This is a genomic window from Escherichia sp. MAL-1, assembly GCF_052948035.1.
Genome location: NZ_CM129609.1, coordinates 3,732,291 through 3,749,484 on the forward strand (window position 1 = coordinate 3,732,291; position 17,194 = coordinate 3,749,484).

17 protein-coding genes and 1 pseudogene are annotated in these 17,194 nt (G+C 52.5%); 8 read left to right on the top strand and 10 right to left on the bottom strand.

The genetic code is table 11. The annotated features are described in order from the left end of the window. Positions 1-10: 10 nt before the first annotated feature. A complete protein-coding gene (gene tauA / locus ACU8XX_RS18595; RefSeq protein WP_240765247.1) occupies positions 11-973 on the bottom strand; it encodes a taurine ABC transporter substrate-binding protein in 963 nt (320 codons plus the stop codon). 615 nt (positions 974-1,588) lie between these two features. Here tauA and ACU8XX_RS18600 point away from each other — a divergent pair. Continuing rightward, a pseudogene (locus ACU8XX_RS18600) lies at positions 1,589-1,999 on the top strand (PIG-L deacetylase family protein); the annotation flags it as partial. Positions 2,000-2,125: 126 nt separating this feature from the next. Here ACU8XX_RS18600 and ACU8XX_RS18605 read toward each other — a convergent pair. Continuing rightward, positions 2,126-2,245, bottom strand: coding sequence for a hypothetical protein (locus ACU8XX_RS18605; protein WP_123059036.1), 120 nt, complete (start codon positions 2,243-2,245; stop codon positions 2,126-2,128). A 24-nt stretch (positions 2,246-2,269) separates the two neighbouring features. Here ACU8XX_RS18605 and ACU8XX_RS18610 point away from each other — a divergent pair, with 24 nt between their 5' ends. The 6 genes from ACU8XX_RS18610 (at position 2,270) to fghA (ending at position 7,332) form a co-directional block, all read left to right on the top strand. Then, the gene (locus ACU8XX_RS18610; protein ID WP_000860439.1) at positions 2,270-3,466 is read left to right on the top strand and encodes a glycosyltransferase; all 1,197 of its coding nucleotides are present in this window, start codon (positions 2,270-2,272) and stop codon (positions 3,464-3,466) included. Continuing rightward, positions 3,444-4,025 (top strand): acetyltransferase, encoded by a 582-nt coding sequence (locus ACU8XX_RS18615; RefSeq protein WP_024194469.1) that lies wholly within the window; start codon positions 3,444-3,446, stop codon positions 4,023-4,025. The genes ACU8XX_RS18610 and ACU8XX_RS18615 overlap by 23 nt, the downstream gene beginning before the upstream one ends. A 1-nt stretch (position 4,026) precedes the next feature. Beyond that, entirely contained in the window at positions 4,027-4,800 is a 774-nt protein-coding gene (locus ACU8XX_RS18620) for a YaiO family outer membrane beta-barrel protein (protein ID WP_000596085.1), read from the top strand. 185 nt (positions 4,801-4,985) lie between these two features. Beyond that, complete coding sequence (gene frmR / locus ACU8XX_RS18625) at positions 4,986-5,261, top strand: formaldehyde-responsive transcriptional repressor FrmR (protein ID WP_001141271.1); 276 nt, start codon at positions 4,986-4,988, stop codon at positions 5,259-5,261. 34 nt (positions 5,262-5,295) lie between these two features. Next, a complete protein-coding gene (gene frmA / locus ACU8XX_RS18630) occupies positions 5,296-6,405 on the top strand; it encodes an S-(hydroxymethyl)glutathione dehydrogenase (RefSeq protein ID WP_000842100.1) in 1,110 nt (369 codons plus the stop codon). A 93-nt stretch (positions 6,406-6,498) separates the two neighbouring features. Beyond that, on the top strand, positions 6,499-7,332 hold the full coding sequence (fghA, locus tag ACU8XX_RS18635; protein ID WP_000419042.1) for an S-formylglutathione hydrolase: 834 nt from the start codon (positions 6,499-6,501) through the stop codon (positions 7,330-7,332). Between the two features lie 225 nt (positions 7,333-7,557). Here the strand turns inward: fghA and ACU8XX_RS18640 are convergent, their stop codons facing one another. The 8 genes from ACU8XX_RS18640 to ACU8XX_RS18675 form a co-directional block, all read right to left on the bottom strand. Continuing rightward, positions 7,558-8,097 carry a DUF2058 domain-containing protein gene (locus ACU8XX_RS18640; protein WP_001096705.1) on the bottom strand — a complete coding sequence of 180 codons (540 nt, stop codon included), beginning with the start codon at positions 8,095-8,097 and terminating at the stop codon, positions 7,558-7,560. A gap of 101 nt (positions 8,098-8,198) precedes the next feature. After that, positions 8,199-9,410, bottom strand: coding sequence for a 3-(3-hydroxy-phenyl)propionate transporter MhpT (mhpT, locus tag ACU8XX_RS18645; protein WP_240765249.1), 1,212 nt, complete (start codon positions 9,408-9,410; stop codon positions 8,199-8,201). 476 nt (positions 9,411-9,886) lie between these two features. Further along, positions 9,887-10,900: a 4-hydroxy-2-oxovalerate aldolase gene (gene mhpE / locus ACU8XX_RS18650; RefSeq protein ID WP_001013499.1), complete on the bottom strand. Its 1,014-nt coding sequence runs from the start codon at positions 10,898-10,900 to the stop codon at positions 9,887-9,889. Next, positions 10,897-11,847 (bottom strand): acetaldehyde dehydrogenase, encoded by a 951-nt coding sequence (gene mhpF / locus ACU8XX_RS18655; RefSeq protein ID WP_000044314.1) that lies wholly within the window; start codon positions 11,845-11,847, stop codon positions 10,897-10,899. The genes mhpE and mhpF overlap by 4 nt, the downstream gene beginning before the upstream one ends. Then, positions 11,844-12,653, bottom strand: a complete 810-nt coding sequence (gene mhpD, locus ACU8XX_RS18660) for a 2-keto-4-pentenoate hydratase (RefSeq protein WP_000160710.1) — start codon at positions 12,651-12,653, stop codon at positions 11,844-11,846. Before mhpD ends, mhpF begins: the two co-directional genes overlap by 4 nt. A 9-nt stretch (positions 12,654-12,662) precedes the next feature. Continuing rightward, on the bottom strand, positions 12,663-13,529 hold the full coding sequence (mhpC, locus tag ACU8XX_RS18665) for a 2-hydroxy-6-oxonona-2,4-dienedioate hydrolase (RefSeq protein WP_240765528.1): 867 nt from the start codon (positions 13,527-13,529) through the stop codon (positions 12,663-12,665). 17 nt (positions 13,530-13,546) lie between these two features. After that, complete coding sequence (mhpB, locus tag ACU8XX_RS18670; RefSeq protein WP_000543457.1) at positions 13,547-14,491, bottom strand: 2,3-dihydroxyphenylpropionate/2,3-dihydroxicinnamic acid 1,2-dioxygenase; 945 nt, start codon at positions 14,489-14,491, stop codon at positions 13,547-13,549. A 1-nt stretch (position 14,492) separates the two neighbouring features. Next, the gene (locus tag ACU8XX_RS18675) at positions 14,493-16,157 is read right to left on the bottom strand and encodes a bifunctional 3-(3-hydroxy-phenyl)propionate/3-hydroxycinnamic acid hydroxylase (protein ID WP_112033931.1); all 1,665 of its coding nucleotides are present in this window, start codon (positions 16,155-16,157) and stop codon (positions 14,493-14,495) included. A gap of 190 nt (positions 16,158-16,347) precedes the next feature. Here ACU8XX_RS18675 and ACU8XX_RS18680 point away from each other — a divergent pair, with 190 nt between their 5' ends. Next, on the top strand, positions 16,348-17,181 hold the full coding sequence (locus ACU8XX_RS18680) for a DNA-binding transcriptional regulator (RefSeq protein WP_001301325.1): 834 nt from the start codon (positions 16,348-16,350) through the stop codon (positions 17,179-17,181). The last annotated feature ends 13 nt before the right edge of the window (positions 17,182-17,194 follow it).

Below are 17,194 nucleotides of genomic sequence, written 5' to 3' on the forward strand. Positions count from 1 at the left end.
GCGCCTCCTTTTATTGCACGAAGCGCGAGGTAACGTACTGGCTGTAATCATTCGCTACAGCCGGGACCTTGCCCTGCTCTTTCAAAAACTGCGCGGTGTCGATGATCGCTTTGTTCACCGGTCCGGTCAGTTCTGCCGTTTGTTGCTGTGGCGTCAGATAGGTATTCCCCTTCACCAGCCCCGGAACGTCACCTTCCGGCACGCCGCTTAAACGCGCCAGTTTGCTGATGTTTTCCGGCTGTTTCAGCCACGTGTCTGGGTTAGCAATGTACGGTTGCTGAGCATCGATGGCGCTTTTAGCGAACGCTTTCACCACCTCAGGATGTTTCTCGGCAAAATCTTTGCGCACCACCCAGACGTCCAGTGTCGGCGCGCCCCACTGCCCGACCTGTTCAGAATCGGTCAGCACTTTGCCGTCTTTTTCCAGGGCGTTAACCGCCGGTGCCCAGACATAAGCACCATCAATATCTCCCCGCTGCCATGCAGCGATAATCGCGGGCGGCTGCAGGTTCACAATCTCCACTTGCCCAGGTTTAATGCCCCAGTGTTTCAGCGCCGCCAGCAGGCTGTAGTGGGTGGTGGAGATAAACGGTACGGCGATGCGTTTGCCAATCAGATCTTCCGGTTTGCTGATAGTTTTCTTTACCACCAGCGCTTCGGAGTTACCCAGTTTTGACGCCAGCAAGAAGACTTCAATCGGCACCTGTTGGCTGGCTGCAACCGCTAACGGGCTGGAACCGAGGTTGCCGATTTGCACGTCGCCTGAAGCCAGCGCCCGCACGATGCTGGCTCCGCTGTCAAACTTACGCCAGTCCACGGTTGCTCCGCTTTCTTTAGCAAAGGTGTTGTCGGCCTGAGCCACTTTCGCCGGTTCGGCTGAGGTTTGATACGCCACGGTGACGTTCACCGCCTGTGCCTGAAAAGCGATGAATGCCAGTGCGGCAAGAAGTGTGTTACGCGATGAAATTGCCATGATTGTCTGCTCCCCTGTCTTGTTATGGGAGCAGTATTCAGGAATAAAAACATTCATTAAAAGAATTAGTCGTTATCGCACAGATGATTTTATTCTTAGCAAAAAAACGGCAAAGGAAAGATTAAATATGCAATTACTCCGTTCTAACAATTGGGAAAATTACTACACTTCATTTTAGTGATGCATAAACAACCACATTACGAGATTTATTACTTCATTATTTCTATCAATATCAATACATATAATAAAACTATTATATTCGCATTGTATATATCACTGTATCATTCTCAATCACTCGCATATTACATTCACATAATGTATATAAACAATGCTTGTTCACAGAACATATTTTTTAAATGCAATTAATTGACAAACTAAATCACATCTAAATACAATGTATAAAACAAAATAACTATACATACCAAACATACAAACACTTAACATATGAATTGCATAGAAACATTACCCAGTCGAACCCCCGGGTCTGAAAGCCCTTGCTTTTCAGTTATTAGCAACATTTAACATTTATAAATTAACATCTGGCTGCGCCAGAGATTACGTCTCTGAGTGCATCGTTGTGCTTGTAGTATAATAAATAAAATGGAGTGTCATTAAGTGGATAAGGTTTTAGATTCAGCCCTCCTTTCTTCGGCAAATAAAAGAAAGGGTATCCTTGCTATTGGCGCACATCCTGACGATATAGAATTAGGCTGTGGCGCATCGCTTGCTCGTCTTGCGCAAAAAGGAATTTATATCGCAGCCGTGGTGATGACTACCGGCAACTCTGGCACAGATGGAATAATCGATCGCCATGAAGAATCGCGCAACGCCCTAAAGGTATTAGGGTGCCACCAAACTATTCATCTTAATTTTGCTGACACCCGCGCTCATTTACAGCTCAATGATATGATTTCCGCCCTGGAAGACATCATTAAAAATCAAATTCCTTCTGATGTTGAAATCATGCGGGTATATACCATGCATGATGCCGACCGCCATCAGGATCATCTCGCTGTTTATCAAGCTTCAATGGTTGCCTGCCGCACTATTCCACAAATTCTAGGCTACGAAACCCCAAGTACCTGGCTTTCATTTATGCCTCAGGTTTTTGAATCCGTTAAAGAAGAATATTTCACAGTCAAACTTGCTGCATTAAAAAAACATAAAAGCCAGGAACGACGCGATTATATGCGTCATGATCGCCTGCGTGCAGTTGCACAATTTCGCGGGCAACAGGTCAATAGCGATCTGGGTGAAGGCTTTGTAATTCATAAAATGATTCTTTGAGCAAATTGCATGAAAACCTGGATATTTATCTGTATGTCCATAGCAATGTTGCTATGGTTTTTAAGTACGCTAAGACGTAAACCCAGTCAAAAGAAAGGCTGTATTGACGCCATTATACCTGCGTATAACGAAGGCCCGTGTCTGGCGCAGTCACTGGATAATCTACTGCGTAACCCTTATTTTTGCCGGGTAATTTGCGTTAACGACGGCTCCACGGACAATACCGAAGCGGTCATGGCGGAAGTCAAACGCAAATGGGGCGACCGCTTTGTTGCCGTCACGCAAAAAAATACCGGTAAAGGTGGTGCGCTGATGAATGGCCTCAATTATGCCACCTGCGACCAGGTTTTTTTAAGTGATGCCGACACCTATGTTCCGCCCGATCAAGACGGAATGGGCTATATGCTGGCAGAAATTGAGCGCGGTGCTGATGCCGTAGGCGGCATTCCCTCTACTGCGTTGAAAGGCGCGGGGCTGTTACCGCACATCCGCGCGACCGTAAAGTTGCCGATGATTGTTATGAAGCGCACGTTACAGCAGCTCCTGGGCGGCGCACCGTTTATTATCAGCGGTGCCTGCGGAATGTTCCGTACTGATGTATTGCGTAAGTTCGGTTTCTCGGATCGTACTAAAGTCGAAGACCTTGATCTCACCTGGACATTAGTGGCAAACGGCTACCGTATTCGGCAGGCGAATCGCTGCATCGTATACCCACAGGAATGCAACAGTCCGCGTGAGGAGTGGCGTCGCTGGCGGCGTTGGATTGTGGGCTACGCGGTCTGTATGCGCCTGCATAAAAGGCTTTTATTTAGCCGCTTCGGTATCTTCAGTATATTTCCTATGCTGTTGGTTGTGATTTATGGCGTTGGGATTTATCTCACTACCTGGTTTAATGAATTCATCACCACCGGGCCGCATGGTGTGGTGTTGGCAATGTTTCCGCTTATCTGGGTCGGCGTAGTTTGTGTTATTGGTGCTTTTAGCGCCTGGTTTCATCGTTGCTGGTTGTTGGTGCCTTTAGCGCCGCTTTCCGTTGTGTATGTATTATTAGCTTATGCCATCTGGATTATTTATGGACTTATTGCCTTTTTTACTGGACGCGAACCTCAGCGCGACAAACCCACCCGCTATTCCGCACTGGTGGAAGCGTCAACCGCTTATTCCCAACCTTCTGTCACAGGAACTGAAAAACTATCTGAAGCTTAATGTTAAAGAGAAAAATATTCAGATTGCAGACCAGGTAATTATTGATGAAACTGCAGGTGAAGTTGTTATCGGCGCGAATACCCGTATTTGTCATGGTGCCGTTATTCAGGGTCCGGTAGTGATTGGCGCAAACTGCCTGATAGGTAATTATGCGTTTATTCGTCCTGGCACAATAATCAGCAATGGTGTAAAAATTGGTTTTGCCACCGAAATTAAAAATGCGGTTATTGAAGCGGAAGCAACGATTGGTCCGCAATGTTTTATTGCCGACTCGGTAGTTGCAAACCAGGCATATTTGGGCGCACAAGTACGTACCAGTAATCATCGTCTGGATGAACAGCCTGTGTCTGTTCGAACTCCAGAGGGAATTATCGCTACCGGATGCGATAAATTAGGTTGTTATATCGGGCAGCGTTCACGCCTTGGCGTACAAGTTATAATTTTGCCTGGGCGAATTATTTCCCCGAACACGCAACTTGGTCCGCGCGTGATTGTAGAACGTAATTTACCTGCCGGAACTTATTCACTCCGACAAGAACTTATCCGTACAGGAGATTAAAATGATAAAACGGACGTTATTAGCGGCGGCCATTTTTAGCGCATTGCCCGCTTATGCCGGGTTAACTTCCATTACCGCGGGCTACGATTTTACCGATTATTCTGGCGATCATGGCAACCGTAATTTAGCGTATGCTGAACTGGTGGCGAAAGTTGAAAACGCAACGCTGCTTTTTAATCTTTCCCAGGGGCGTCGTGATTATGAAACTGAACATTTCAATGCCACTCGCGGTCAGGGTGCGGTCTGGTATAAATGGAATAACTGGCTGACAACCCGAACGGGTATTGCCTTTGCGGATAATACGCCGGTCTTTGCCCGCCAGGATTTTCGTCAGGATATTAACCTGGCCCTGTTGCCAAAAACGCTTTTCACGACCGGTTATCGCTACACTAAATATTACGATGATGTCGAAGTCGATGCCTGGCAAGGCGGCGTATCACTCTATACTGGCCCGGTGATCACCAGCTACCGCTATACCCATTATGACTCCAGCGATGCAGGTGGTAGTTATAGCAATATGATTTCCGTGCGTCTGAATGACCCGCGCGGCACTGGTTATACGCAACTATGGCTAAGCCGCGGAACAGGCGCTTACACCTATGACTGGACGCCAGAAACACGCTACGGCAGCATGAAGAGCGTCAGTCTGCAACGTATTCAACCGCTGACTGAGCAACTTAATCTCGGGCTGACGGCAGGTAAAGTGTGGTACGACACCCCAACCGATGATTATAACGGTCTGCAACTTGCAGCCCATCTGACCTGGAAATTCTGATTCCTTCTGCCGCCCGCTATCCGGGGCGGCCTTCCCTGCCGATTAGCCCCCCCCTTTCCTCTTTGTTTTCCGACCACATTCACCGGATAAATTTTATTCTCCAGTATTATATACTATAGGGGGGTATGCATTGACATATAGCATACCCCCCTATAGTATATTGCGTGCAGATAATGAGGTGCGAAATGCCCAGTACTCCGGAAGAGAAGAAAAAGGTCCTTACTCGAGTTCGTCGTATTCGAGGGCAGATTGATGCTCTGGAACGGTCGCTGGAGGGTGATGCCGAATGCCGTGCCATACTCCAACAGATCGCTGCCGTTCGGGGCGCGGCTAATGGGCTGATGGCAGAAGTGCTTGAAAGCCATATCCGGGAAACGTTTGACCGAAATGACTGCTACAGCCGCGAAGTCAGCCAATCCGTTGACGACACTATTGAACTGGTTCGAGCCTATCTTAAATAGCTGAATCTATTACCATATTGAGGAAGAGCGAGAGATGAAATCACGTGCTGCCGTTGCATTTGCTCCCGGTAAACCGCTGGAAATCGTTGAAATTGACGTTGCACCACCGAAAAAAGGTGAAGTGCTGATTAAAGTCACCCATACCGGCGTTTGCCATACCGACGCATTTACCCTCTCCGGGGATGACCCGGAAGGTGTATTCCCGGTGGTTCTCGGTCACGAAGGGGCCGGCGTTGTGGTTGAAGTCGGTGAAGGCGTAACCAGCGTCAAACCTGGCGACCATGTGATCCCGCTTTACACCGCGGAGTGCGGCGAGTGTGAGTTCTGTCGTTCTGGCAAAACTAACCTCTGTGTTGCGGTTCGCGAAACCCAGGGTAAAGGCTTGATGCCAGACGGCACCACCCGTTTTTCTTACAACGGGCAGCCGCTTTATCACTACATGGGGTGCTCTACATTCAGTGAATACACCGTGGTCGCGGAAGTGTCTCTGGCCAAAATTAATCCAGAAGCAAACCATGAACACGTCTGCCTGCTGGGCTGTGGCGTGACCACCGGTATTGGCGCGGTGCACAACACAGCTAAAGTCCAGCCAGGTGATTCTGTTGCCGTGTTTGGTCTTGGCGCGATTGGTCTGGCAGTGGTTCAGGGCGCGCGTCAGGCGAAAGCGGGTCGGATTATCGCTATTGATACGAACCCGAAGAAATTCGATCTGGCGCGTCGCTTCGGTGCTACCGACTGCATTAACCCGAATGACTACGACAAACCGATTAAAGATGTCCTGCTGGATATCAACAAATGGGGTATCGACCATACCTTTGAATGCATCGGTAACGTCAACGTGATGCGTGCGGCGCTGGAAAGTGCGCACCGCGGCTGGGGTCAGTCGGTGATCATCGGGGTAGCAGGTGCCGGTCAGGAAATCTCCACCCGACCATTCCAGTTGGTCACCGGTCGCGTATGGAAAGGTTCCGCGTTTGGCGGCGTGAAAGGTCGTTCCCAGTTACCGGGCATGGTTGAAGATGCGATGAAAGGTGATATCGATCTGGAACCGTTTGTCACGCATACCATGAGCCTGGATGAAATTAATGACGCCTTCGACCTGATGCATGAAGGCAAATCCATTCGAACCGTAATTCGTTACTGATTTCCCGCAGGTTTACCCCGTCCAGTTCAGGCGGGGGTTCTTAATACTCTCCCCGGGCAGCCGTCCGGGGGATTAACCGTGAGATAATGACTGATGGAACTCATTGAAAAACATGCCAGCTTTGGCGGCTGGCAAAATGTGTATCGGCATTATTCCCAATCACTGAAATGTGAAATGAATGTCGGCGTCTATCTCCCACCAAAAGCCGCGAATGAAAAATTGCCGGTGCTGTACTGGCTTTCAGGCCTGACCTGCAACGAGCAGAATTTCATTACTAAATCGGGGATGCAGCGTTACGCGGCTGAGCACAACATTATTGTTGTTGCGCCGGACACCAGTCCGCGAGGCAGTCATGTCGCAGATGCTGACCGTTACGATCTCGGGCAAGGTGCCGGGTTTTACCTGAACGCGACGCAAGCGCCGTGGAATGAACATTACAAAATGTATGACTATATCCGCAACGAGCTGCCGGATTTAGTGATGCATCATTTTCCGGCAACGGCCAAAAAGTCTATCTCTGGTCATTCTATGGGCGGGCTGGGCGCGCTGGTGCTGGCGTTACGTAACCCAGATGAATATGTCAGCGTCTCGGCGTTTTCGCCCATTGTCTCCCCATCGCAAGTGCCGTGGGGACAGCAAGCCTTTGCTGCATATCTTGCTGAAAATAAAGATGCCTGGTTGGATTACGACCCGGTGAGTCTTATTTCACAAGGTCAACGCGTTGCGGAAATCATGGTTGATCAGGGGTTGAGTGATGATTTTTACGCAGAACAGCTGCGGACTCCAAATCTTGAAAAGATCTGCCAGGAGATGAATATCAAGACGTTAATCCGTTATCACGAGGGTTATGATCACAGCTATTATTTTGTCTCCAGTTTTATTGGCGAGCATATTGCCTACCACGCCAATAAACTGAATATGCGTTGATAATAGTGCACGACTGCCGGATGCGGCGTGAACGCCTTATCCGGCCTACACTTCGCCCGTAAACCGTAGGCCTGATAAGACGCGCAAAGCGTCGCATCAGGCATGGCGCACGACTGCCGGATGCGGCGTGAACGCCTTATCCGGTCTACACTTCGCCCATAAACCGTAGGCCTGATAAGACGCGCATAGCGTCGCATCAGGCATCTGCGCACGACTTATCTATGTTTACCACATCAAATCATCAGGCACTTTGAAGTCGGCATACGGGTCGTCTTCATCCTGCTCTTCGGCGCTGAGCGCGCTGTGCAACACTATACTGCTGGCATCGCGCTGAGCAATTTTATCGGCAACGCTGGCGGGAATAATGGCGTATTCACCTTCGCTATTGTTATCGACCAACAAGCGGGCAATCGCCAGACGACCATTAATCAACTGCGCCTGTGTGAGCTTATCGACAAAAATCTTCTTAATCAGATTGCCGTCAGTGAAGTTAAAACCAATATCGCCATTGGCAATGGTGATTCGGTTCATTTCAATAAGCTGCTTCACCTGAGCTTTATATTCTTTCGCCAACGCCGCTTGTTTTTGCTGTTCGCTAAGCTGTTTATCACGCTCAAGCTGTGCCTTTTTATTTTCTTCTACCGCCGCCCGAGCTTCACGCGCCTGAACGCGCGATTTTTTCGCCGTTCTCTCCACCTTCGCCGCTTTTTTGCTGGTGACTAATCCTGCTTTGAGCAACTGCTCTTGTAAGGTAAGTTTTGCCATCTTTGTTTCCAAACCCGCTGAATAATTTTTAGCGAGTATACCTGTAAACGCCGTAGGTGTATTGGGGTGAAGTCCCTTTCGCCCCTGCCTAATAAGGCACGTCAGGCATCGGCGCACGGCTGTATTCGTGATCTCCGGCTCATCAAAATAAACACCGCCAACCCAGCAACAAGAATACCCGGTGCAGAAGCGGCCATTACGCCGACCGTGCCAGTGCCTAATGCCAGCATTTTCCCGGCCAGTAACGGACCGCTCATAGCCCCCAGACGCCCTACCGCCACGGCTGTTCCCACACCTGTTGCGCGGATCTGCGAACTGTAAAACAACGGTGCCAGGGCATACAAAACGCTTTGCCCACCTGTCGCAAACAACCCCGCGACAAATCCCGCCAGCAACATACCGTTAAATGACGACACCGTTCCAAGCGCCAGCAGCGAAGCTAACATGCCGCTATAAATCAGTAGCGACATGGTTACTGGACGCAGCTTATCCATCAATGCGCCCAACATTAACGTCCCGCTTGCCGCCCCCATTTGCAGGGCAAACATCACCCCTGCCGCCTGCGATGGCTGGAATCCTTGCTCCACCAAAAGTAGCGGTAGCCAGTTGATCAACATGTAGACCACCAGCAGAGTGAAGAAATAACACAACCACAGCAGCAGCGTCGCGGTTGCCGTTTCTGGCGCAAATAAGGCACGCAGTGGTGGCGCAGACTGTTTTTCGCCAGCGAAAACCGCCGACTCCGGCAGCCAGCGCATTAATAGCGGCACCAGAATCAACGGCACCACACCACCTACCCAAAACACCGTTTGCCATGCTAAGTTTGCCCCCGCGAAACCCAGTGTCGCCGCCAGCGCCGCGCCAATGGGAACACCGCAATACATCAGGCTCACTGCCGTCCCACGAAAACGTGGACCCGCGGCTTCAGACGTCAGGGCGATAAGATTCGGCAACGCCGCCCCCAGCCCGACACCGGTCATCAGCCGCGCAAAGACCAGTGAGGGGAAATCCCAGGCAATCGCCGCTGCCAGTGAGAACAAACCAAACAGCGCAACTGAGCCAATCAAAATGCGCTTGCGACCATAACGGTCCGCCAGCATTCCGCCAACCAACGCGCCGGGTAGCAAACCGAGTATTCCGGCGCTGAATATCCAGCCCATTTGCATTTTATCGAGTGCAAAAGCCTGGGCGATGCCACCCGCCGCAATGCCAGCCGCCTGAAGATCCAGCCCTTCCATCAGAGCGACCAAAAAACAAAGCCCGATGGTCAGCATCAAGCGGGATGAAGATGATGAAGGGGTACGAGTCGACATAAGATGAACCTCGTTGCGAGTGCAGGTGAATCGCGACTGATACATTGCCAGCCGCGTAATCAGAACTATTTAATGACTGCCTACGGGCGAAATGTAGGCCGGATAAGACGTTTACCGCATCCGGCAGTCGTGTGCAGATGCCTGATGCGACGCTAACGCGTCTTATCAGGCCTACAAATTCCCGCGCCATCCGTAGGCAGGATAAGGCGTTTACGCCGCATCCGGCAGTCGTGCGCAGATGCCTGATGCGACGCTAACGCGTCTTATCAGGCCTACAAATTCCCGCGCCATCCGTAGGCCGGATAAGGCGTTCACGCCGCATCCGGCAGTCGTGCGCAGATGCCTGATGCGACGCTAACGCGTCTTATCAGACCTACAAATTCTCACGCCATCCGTAGGCCGGATAAGGCGTTCACGCCGCATCCGGCAGTCGTGCTGGGATGGGCATACAAAATGCACGTTCTCGGCAGTCAATATTATTTGTTGTTGCGCAGATCCAGCGCCACGTCAACGATCATATCCTCCTGGCCGCCAACCATCCGGCGTTTGCCCAGCTCAACGAGAATATCCACCGCACTTAAGCCATAACGCGCCGCCGCCGTTTCACAGTGACGCAGGAAGCTCGAGTAAACACCAGCGTATCCCAGCGCCAGCGTTTCGCGATCGACTCGTACCGGTCGATCCTGCAACGGACGCACCAGGTCGTCGGCGGCATCCATTAACGCATAGAGATCGGTCCCATGCTGCCAGCCCAGTTTATCCGCGGCGGCAATAAACACTTCCAGCGGTGCGTTACCTGCGCCCGCGCCCATTCCCGCGAGGCTGGCGTCGATTCGGTCGCAGCCCTCTTCCACCGCCGCGATAGAGTTCGCCACGCCAAGACTCAGGTTATGGTGAGCGTGCATGCCAGTTTGCGTTTCTGGTTTCAGCTCTGCTTTCAGGGCGCGGAAACGGTCACGGATATCGCTCATGTTCATCGCACCGCCAGAATCCACCACATAAATACAGGTCGCACCGTAGCCTTCCATCAGCTTTGCCTGCTTGGCGAGATTCTCCGGCGTGGTCATATGGCTCATCATCAGAAAACCAACGGTGTCCATTCCGAGCTCGCGGGCATACTGAATATGCTGGGCGGAAACATCAGCTTCGGTACAGTGCGTTGCCACACGAACCACCCGCGCGCCAGCCTGCCAGGCATTTTTCAGATCGTGAATAGTGCCGATTCCTGGCAGCAACAACGTCGCGATTTTGGCGTGCTTCACCACATCCGCCGCCGCTTCAATCCATTCAAGGTCGCTATGTGCGCCGAAACCATAGTTAAAGCTGGAACCTTGCAAACCGTCGCCGTGGGCCACTTCAATCGAATCCACACGGGCATCGTCCAGTGCTTTGGCAATCTGGCGAACGTTTTCCAGCGAATACTGATGACGAATGGCGTGCATACCGTCACGCAATGTGACGTCCGAGATATAAAGTTTTTTACCGTTCATGCCGCTTCTCCTGCCTTGCGCGCCAGTGACTGGGCCATTTTTTCCGCTGTCGCCAGCGCACTGGAAGTCATAATGTCGAGGTTGCCCGCATAGGCAGGCAGATAATGCGCTGCGCCTTCGACTTCCAGCCAGACCGCTGTTTTCAGTCCGGAGAATTGCCCCACGCCCGGTAAATTGACCGGTTTATCCTGCGGGATAACTTCAAACTGCACGCGCTGTTTCAGGCGATAACCCGGTACGTAAGCCTGCACCGCCTCAGCCATTTCATTGATTGAGGCTTCGATATCATCTTGTGAAGCTTCGTCGCTCAATACATACACCGTGTCACGCATCATCAACGGTGGCTCTGCTGGGTTAAGCACAATAATCGCCTTCCCTTTTGCCGCGCCGCCCACCACTTCAATGGCTCGGGAAGTGGTTTCCGTAAATTCATCGATATTGGCACGCGTGCCAGGTCCGGCAGATTTACTGGCGATAGAAGCGATAATTTCGGCGTAATGAACACGCGCCACGCGTGAAACTGCCGCCACCATTGGAATGGTGGCCTGGCCGCCGCAGGTGACCATGTTGACGTTCAGTTGATCGACGTTCGCCTCGAGGTTAACCACCGGCACGCAGTAAGGGCCGATGGCAGCAGGCGTCAGGTCAATTAAGCGAATATCCGGTTTCGCTTCGCGTAAAGCGGCATCGTTTTTCACATGAGCACCGGCGCTGGTCGCATCAAATACAATGTCGATATCAGCAAATTCAGGCATGTTCATCAGTCCGATCACCCCTTCATGGGTGGTGGCGACGCCCATACGTCTGGCGCGCGCCAGACCGTCGGACTGAGGATCAATGCCAACCATCACCGCCATCTCCAGATGCTGACCGTGACGCAAAATTTTAATCATCAGATCGGTGCCAATGTTGCCAGAACCGATAATGGCGACTTTACGCTTACTCATGACAGACTTCCTTTTGGGGCTGCGCTTGAAAATGTCGCAGCAACTGAACCTATGCCTTCAATATGGGCTTCAAAACGATCGCCCGCATTCACCGCCACCATCGGACCTAATGCCCCGGTAAGAATGATATCTCCGGTGCGCAGCGGTTCACCCAGACTGGCCATTTTGCGTGCCAGCCAGACGGCCGCATTAAGCGGATGTCCCAGGCATTCGCTGCCGCGCCCGCTAGAAACCTCTTCGTTATTACGCGTCATCTTCATGGCGCAGTTTTTCAGGTCTAACCCCGCCGGACGTTGCGCCGGACCGCCGATGACATACACCCCACAGGAGGCGTTATCTGCCACGGTATCGACAAACTGAATCGACCAGTCGCGAATGCGGCTCCCCACCACTTCCAGCGCCGGAAGTACCCATTCAATGGCGTTATACAATTCGTCGAAGGTGATATCGGTTGCGGGCAAATCGCGGTTCAACACCAGTGCGATCTCCGCTTCAATGCGGGGTTGCAGAACACGGGAAAAAGGAATGATTTCGTTATCGCCATAACACATGTCGGCAAATAACGTCCCAAAATCCGGTTGATCAACGCCCAGTTGTTGTTGCACTTTCGGATGTGTCAGGCCCACTTTACGCCCTACCACGCGACGCCCCTGCGCAACGTCATGTTGCACATTTATGTGCTGAATGGCGTAAGCCGCTTCAGCGTTATCGATACCAATCAGATCGCGCAGCGGTGCAATCGCTTCGCCCTGCTCTGCGGCGCGGCGTAAATCCGCCGCCAGTTGCTCAAGAGTATGCTTCGTCATGACCATTCCTTAAGGGCGTGCGAGGAAATTCAGCACCAGTTGATTGAAAGCGTCGGCATGTTCCCACTGCGCCCAGTGACCGCAGTCGCGGAAGATATGCAGTTCAGAACCGGCAATGCCGGACAGCAGACGCAGACCCGCATCCATCGGCACAAAGCGGTCGTTGCGCCCCCAGACAATCAGGGTTTGCGCTTTGATTTCCGCCAGACGTGGGCCAAAATCCGGGAACTGTTTCGGATTAGCTTCCAGGCTCTTAACGAAGTTTTCCAGGTGATCGCGGCGCGACAGCATATTATTCAGGCGCGCTTCATACAGGGCGTCGGTCAAATCGCTGGTATCAAAAACGAAGATATCCATCATCAGTTTCAGGTTTTCGATAGTCGGCTGACGATAAAGCTGATTCAGTCGCTTAATACCTTCGGTTGGCATCGGCGTAAACAAACTCATGCCGCCCGTACCGCCGCCCATCAGCACCAGTTTGCCGACGCGCTCCGGCCAGTTAAGGGTGAACGCCACAGAACTATGGCCGCCCATCGAGTTGCCCAACAGGTGGATTTTGGCGATATCCAGTTGATCCACCACGCTTTTCAGGATTCGTGCATTAAGATCCGATCGTGAACCACTATTAACGATCGAATCGCTCTTGCCCCAACCCGGACAATCCAGCAGGATCACCCGATAGCCCGCCTCTACCAGCGGTTCGATATTGCGGCTGAAATTCGCCCAGCCAGTAGCACCCGGGCCGGAACCATGCAGCAGGACAACGGTTTCGTCGCCTTGTCCGCAGTCATTAAAATGGATGCGCAGCGTTTTACCCGCTTCTTCTACATTCAGAAAACGGCTGGTGGCGGCTTCGGTTTGTGGCTGATAACTCATCATCTTCTCCTGCATATTCAGTTCTCTGTTCTGGCGCTTAACGAGCCAAATCCGGCAATCCACTCCGGGATTGGGCGGTAATAACGCCCTTCGCTACGCCAGTTGCCAAATGCAGAAATAGCGGCAAAAGCGGCGACCCAGGTTTTGATTTCATGTGTCGACTTTCCGGCAATGGCGGAAAGCTCTTCGTTACTGACGGCATCCAGTTCCTGTATGCGTCCCTGCTCCAGCAAAGTCATGAACTGGTTATCCCAAATCGGGTTGAGCGGATGCAGAGTTCTCTGATCCTCAACAAACTTCTCAGCGGCGCTAATCACCCGTTGCTGACGCAATTCGCGCTCACTGGCGGGTAAATCTTTCCCGCTCCCCAACAGACGGTCGCGCATATGGGCATCGGCTTTCGCCAGTTCGGGCACCGGCGGCTGATGGGAAAGCCCACCGGAACCCAGGAACAGCACGCGTTTATTGAGAGTGCTGGTGAAACGTCCAATGGCTTCACCCAACATGCGGGTACGCTGGAAACCGGGCAGCGGCGTGGCGACACCGTTGATGAACACAGGCAGAACTGGCACCTTATCCAGCCCGCCGAGCAGGAACTCCAGTGGCTGGGCGAACCCGTGGTCCACCTGCATACAGTAAGAAACGGCAAGATCGATCCCGCTCTTCATGACGGCATGCGCACAGGCCTCCGCCAGCTCCACAGGCACGGGCAGCTCTCCTGCCGCACTGCCGAAATCACCAATTGCCGTCGCCCCAACGCCTAAACAGAACGGTGGCATCACGTCATAGAAAAAGCCGTTGTAGTGATCTGGCGCAAACAGCACCACCAGTTCAGGGGAGAAAGCCGCAATACGCTCGCGGGCGCTGGCAATCACGCCATTGACCTCATCGAGTACCTCTTGCGCCGGGTCGACATATCCCACCAGCGGCGAGTGGGAAAGACAGTGAAGATAAGCGTGCATATCAGGCTACCTTTTCGACAGAAACGTCGGCATCAGGGCGGGTCAGCGTCATCACCGACGCCAGTTTATTCAGCGTATTACCCAGGGTTTGCGGAATGGCGGTGGCGGCAACAAAGCGATCCGGGCGCATCACCACCAGCGAAGCATTATGTTGTGCGAACCAGCTACGCAGGCGACCTTGCGTATCCCCCACGCGTAGTACGCCGTCGTGGTTATCCTGTGCGGTATGAATTTGCACTTCCGGCACCACCTGAATGAAGCGGGTGCCCAACGCGCGCCACTGCTGGATTTGCTCGTCGCTCATCCCCCACAGTGGATTGCATCCCCAGCCAATTACCGCGAAGTTCGCGCCGATCGCGTTATCGAGCAGCGCCACGTCGCCGTTTTCCAGCGTGACTTTCGGCTGAATAAACATCTTGCCGACCGGAGAGTGCTTCGCTTCGCCCTCTCGCACCAGCGCACCGCCGTAATATTGCGGCATCGGCTTGAAGCGCATTTCGAGGAAGTAGCGTTTTACTGGCGGCAGATAATTCAACAGCCAGGAAACGCCGTCACGTAACGTACCCTGCCAGCGTTTCGGCGGAGCCAGCACGTTGCCCGCCGTCACGGACAGGTCAATCATCGCTTTGGCGTGATCGCGTCGTTCTTGTTGATAGGTATCGAGCAGCGCATCACGGGCTTTCCCCTGGATAACCAACGCCAGTTTCCAGGCGAGGTTAAAGGCGTCGCGCATACCGCTGTTATAGCCCTGCCCCTGCCATACCGGCATGATGTGCGCGGCATCGCCCGCCAGCAGTACGCGATCAATACGGAAACGTTGCGCCAGTCGCGCGTTGTGGGTGTAGACACGCTGGCGAATCAATTCAACATTGTCCGGATTAGGCAGCACTTTGCTTAACAGCTTGCGCATATTTTGCGGCTCACGCAGCTGTTCTTCGGTTTCTCCCGACATCACCATAAATTCAAAGCGACGTACCGCATGAGGCAGCGCGGCAGAAACATACGGGCGCACCGGATCGCAACACAAATAGATATGCGGCGTACTTAACGGATCGTTGGCGATATCTACCACAATCCACTGATTTGGCGCAGTTTTACCTTCAAACGGCACATTCAGGGTGCGACGGACAAAACTTGCCCCACCATCACAGGCCACCAGCCACTGGGCTTTGACTATTTCCCGCTGCCCTTCTGCCGTTTTCAGGTGCAAGGTCACTTCGTCATCTTGCTGACTGAAGGCCTCCAGCTCGCGGGAAAACAAGCAGCGCACATTCGGAAAACGCGACACCCCTTCCAGCATCACCGCATCGACCTGCGGCTGAATAAAGGCGTTACGGCGCGGCCAGCCAAATTCATCGGTCATTGGCTGAATATCAGCAAAACAGCGGCCTTTTGGGGTGAGAAAACGCATCGCGTGCCACGGTGTAGTGTGCGGCAGAACATTATCGACCAGGCCGACCGACTGCATGGTGCGCAGCGCCTCGTCATCAATACCAATCGCACGCGGGTAGTCGATCAACTTATCGAGTTTCTCCACCACCAGCACGTCAATGCCCATCTGACCGAGATAGTTCGCCATCATCAGCCCAACCGGGCCGGCACCAGCGATCGCCACCTGAACGCTATGGTTAACAGCAGGCTGGATGTCAGGGTGTTGTATTGCCATTTCAGTACCTCACGACTCGGACAAAATGTCGTTGCGCGCACAGTACAGCGCAACTTATTTTGTTAAAAACATGTAAATGATTTTTTATTGTGCGCTCAGTATAGGAAGGGTGTTTTCGGCTACAATCAAAACATGCCCGAATGTGCACCAGGTGCACCACGTTGTTTTAACTATAGAAATGTCAATTAATATGCAGAACAATGAGCAGACGGAATACAAAACCGTGCGCGGCTTAACCCGCGGTCTAATGTTATTAAATATGTTAAATAAACTTGATGGCGGTGCCAGCGTCGGGCTGCTGGCGGAACTCAGCGGCCTGCATCGCACCACTGTGCGGCGACTGCTGGAGACGCTGCAGGAAGAGGGATATGTCCGCCGTAGCCCCTCCGATGATAGTTTTCGACTGACCATCAAAGTGCGGCAATTAAGCGAAGGATTTCGTGACGAACAGTGGATTTCTGCACTGGCGGCCCCACTGCTGGGCGATCTGTTGCGCGAAGTGGTATGGCCGACAGATGTGTCCACGCTGGATGTTGATGCAATGGTGGTACGCGAAACCACTCACCGTTTCAGCCGCTTATCCTTTCACCGGGCAATGGTCGGGCGACGTTTGCCGCTTCTGAAAACCGCCTCGGGCCTGACCTGGCTGGCCTTTTGCCCGGAACAAGACCGCAAGGAATTAATCGAAATGTTAGCCTCCCGCCCCGGTGATGACTATCAACTGGCACGGGAACCGTTAAAGCTGGAAGCCATTCTGGCGCGCGCGCGCAAAGAGGGTTACGGACAGAACTACCGCGGCTGGGATCAGGAGGAGAAGATCGCCTCTATCGCCGTACCGCTGCGCAGTGAACAACGGGTGATTGGCTGTCTGAATCTGGTGTATATGGCGAGCGCAATGACCATTGAACAGGCAGCGGAAAAGCATCTTCCGGCGCTACAACGGGTAGCAAAACAGATCGAAGAAGGGGTTGAATCGCAGGCTATTCTGGTGGCCGGAAGGCGAAGCGGCATGCATTTACGTTGACACCATCGAATGG

What these genes read in the sequence shown, in the direction of transcription:
- mhpE (WP_001013499.1), bottom strand. Translation starts at nt 10,900, where the DNA reads ATGAACGGTAAAAAACTTTATATCTCGGACGTCACATTGCGTGACGGT.
- mhpD (WP_000160710.1), bottom strand. Translation starts at nt 12,653, where the DNA reads ATGACGAAGCATACTCTTGAGCAACTGGCGGCGGATTTACGCCGCGCC.
- mhpT (WP_240765249.1), bottom strand. Translation starts at nt 9,410, where the DNA reads ATGTCGACTCGTACCCCTTCATCATCTTCATCCCGCTTGATGCTGACC.
- ACU8XX_RS18640 (WP_001096705.1), bottom strand. Translation starts at nt 8,097, where the DNA reads ATGGCAAAACTTACCTTACAAGAGCAGTTGCTCAAAGCAGGATTAGTC.
- tauA (WP_240765247.1), bottom strand. Translation starts at nt 973, where the DNA reads ATGGCAATTTCATCGCGTAACACACTTCTTGCCGCACTGGCATTCATC.
- ACU8XX_RS18605 (WP_123059036.1), bottom strand. Translation starts at nt 2,245, where the DNA reads ATGAATTACAAAGCCTTCACCCAGATCGCTATTGACCTGTTGCCCGCG.
- mhpF (WP_000044314.1), bottom strand. Translation starts at nt 11,847, where the DNA reads ATGAGTAAGCGTAAAGTCGCCATTATCGGTTCTGGCAACATTGGCACC.
- ACU8XX_RS18620 (WP_000596085.1), top strand. Translation starts at nt 4,027, where the DNA reads ATGATAAAACGGACGTTATTAGCGGCGGCCATTTTTAGCGCATTGCCC.
- frmR (WP_001141271.1), top strand. Translation starts at nt 4,986, where the DNA reads ATGCCCAGTACTCCGGAAGAGAAGAAAAAGGTCCTTACTCGAGTTCGT.
- mhpC (WP_240765528.1), bottom strand. Translation starts at nt 13,529, where the DNA reads ATGAGTTATCAGCCACAAACCGAAGCCGCCACCAGCCGTTTTCTGAAT.
- ACU8XX_RS18675 (WP_112033931.1), bottom strand. Translation starts at nt 16,157, where the DNA reads ATGGCAATACAACACCCTGACATCCAGCCTGCTGTTAACCATAGCGTT.
- mhpB (WP_000543457.1), bottom strand. Translation starts at nt 14,491, where the DNA reads ATGCACGCTTATCTTCACTGTCTTTCCCACTCGCCGCTGGTGGGATAT.
- ACU8XX_RS18610 (WP_000860439.1), top strand. Translation starts at nt 2,270, where the DNA reads ATGAAAACCTGGATATTTATCTGTATGTCCATAGCAATGTTGCTATGG.
- ACU8XX_RS18680 (WP_001301325.1), top strand. Translation starts at nt 16,348, where the DNA reads ATGCAGAACAATGAGCAGACGGAATACAAAACCGTGCGCGGCTTAACC.
- fghA (WP_000419042.1), top strand. Translation starts at nt 6,499, where the DNA reads ATGGAACTCATTGAAAAACATGCCAGCTTTGGCGGCTGGCAAAATGTG.
- frmA (WP_000842100.1), top strand. Translation starts at nt 5,296, where the DNA reads ATGAAATCACGTGCTGCCGTTGCATTTGCTCCCGGTAAACCGCTGGAA.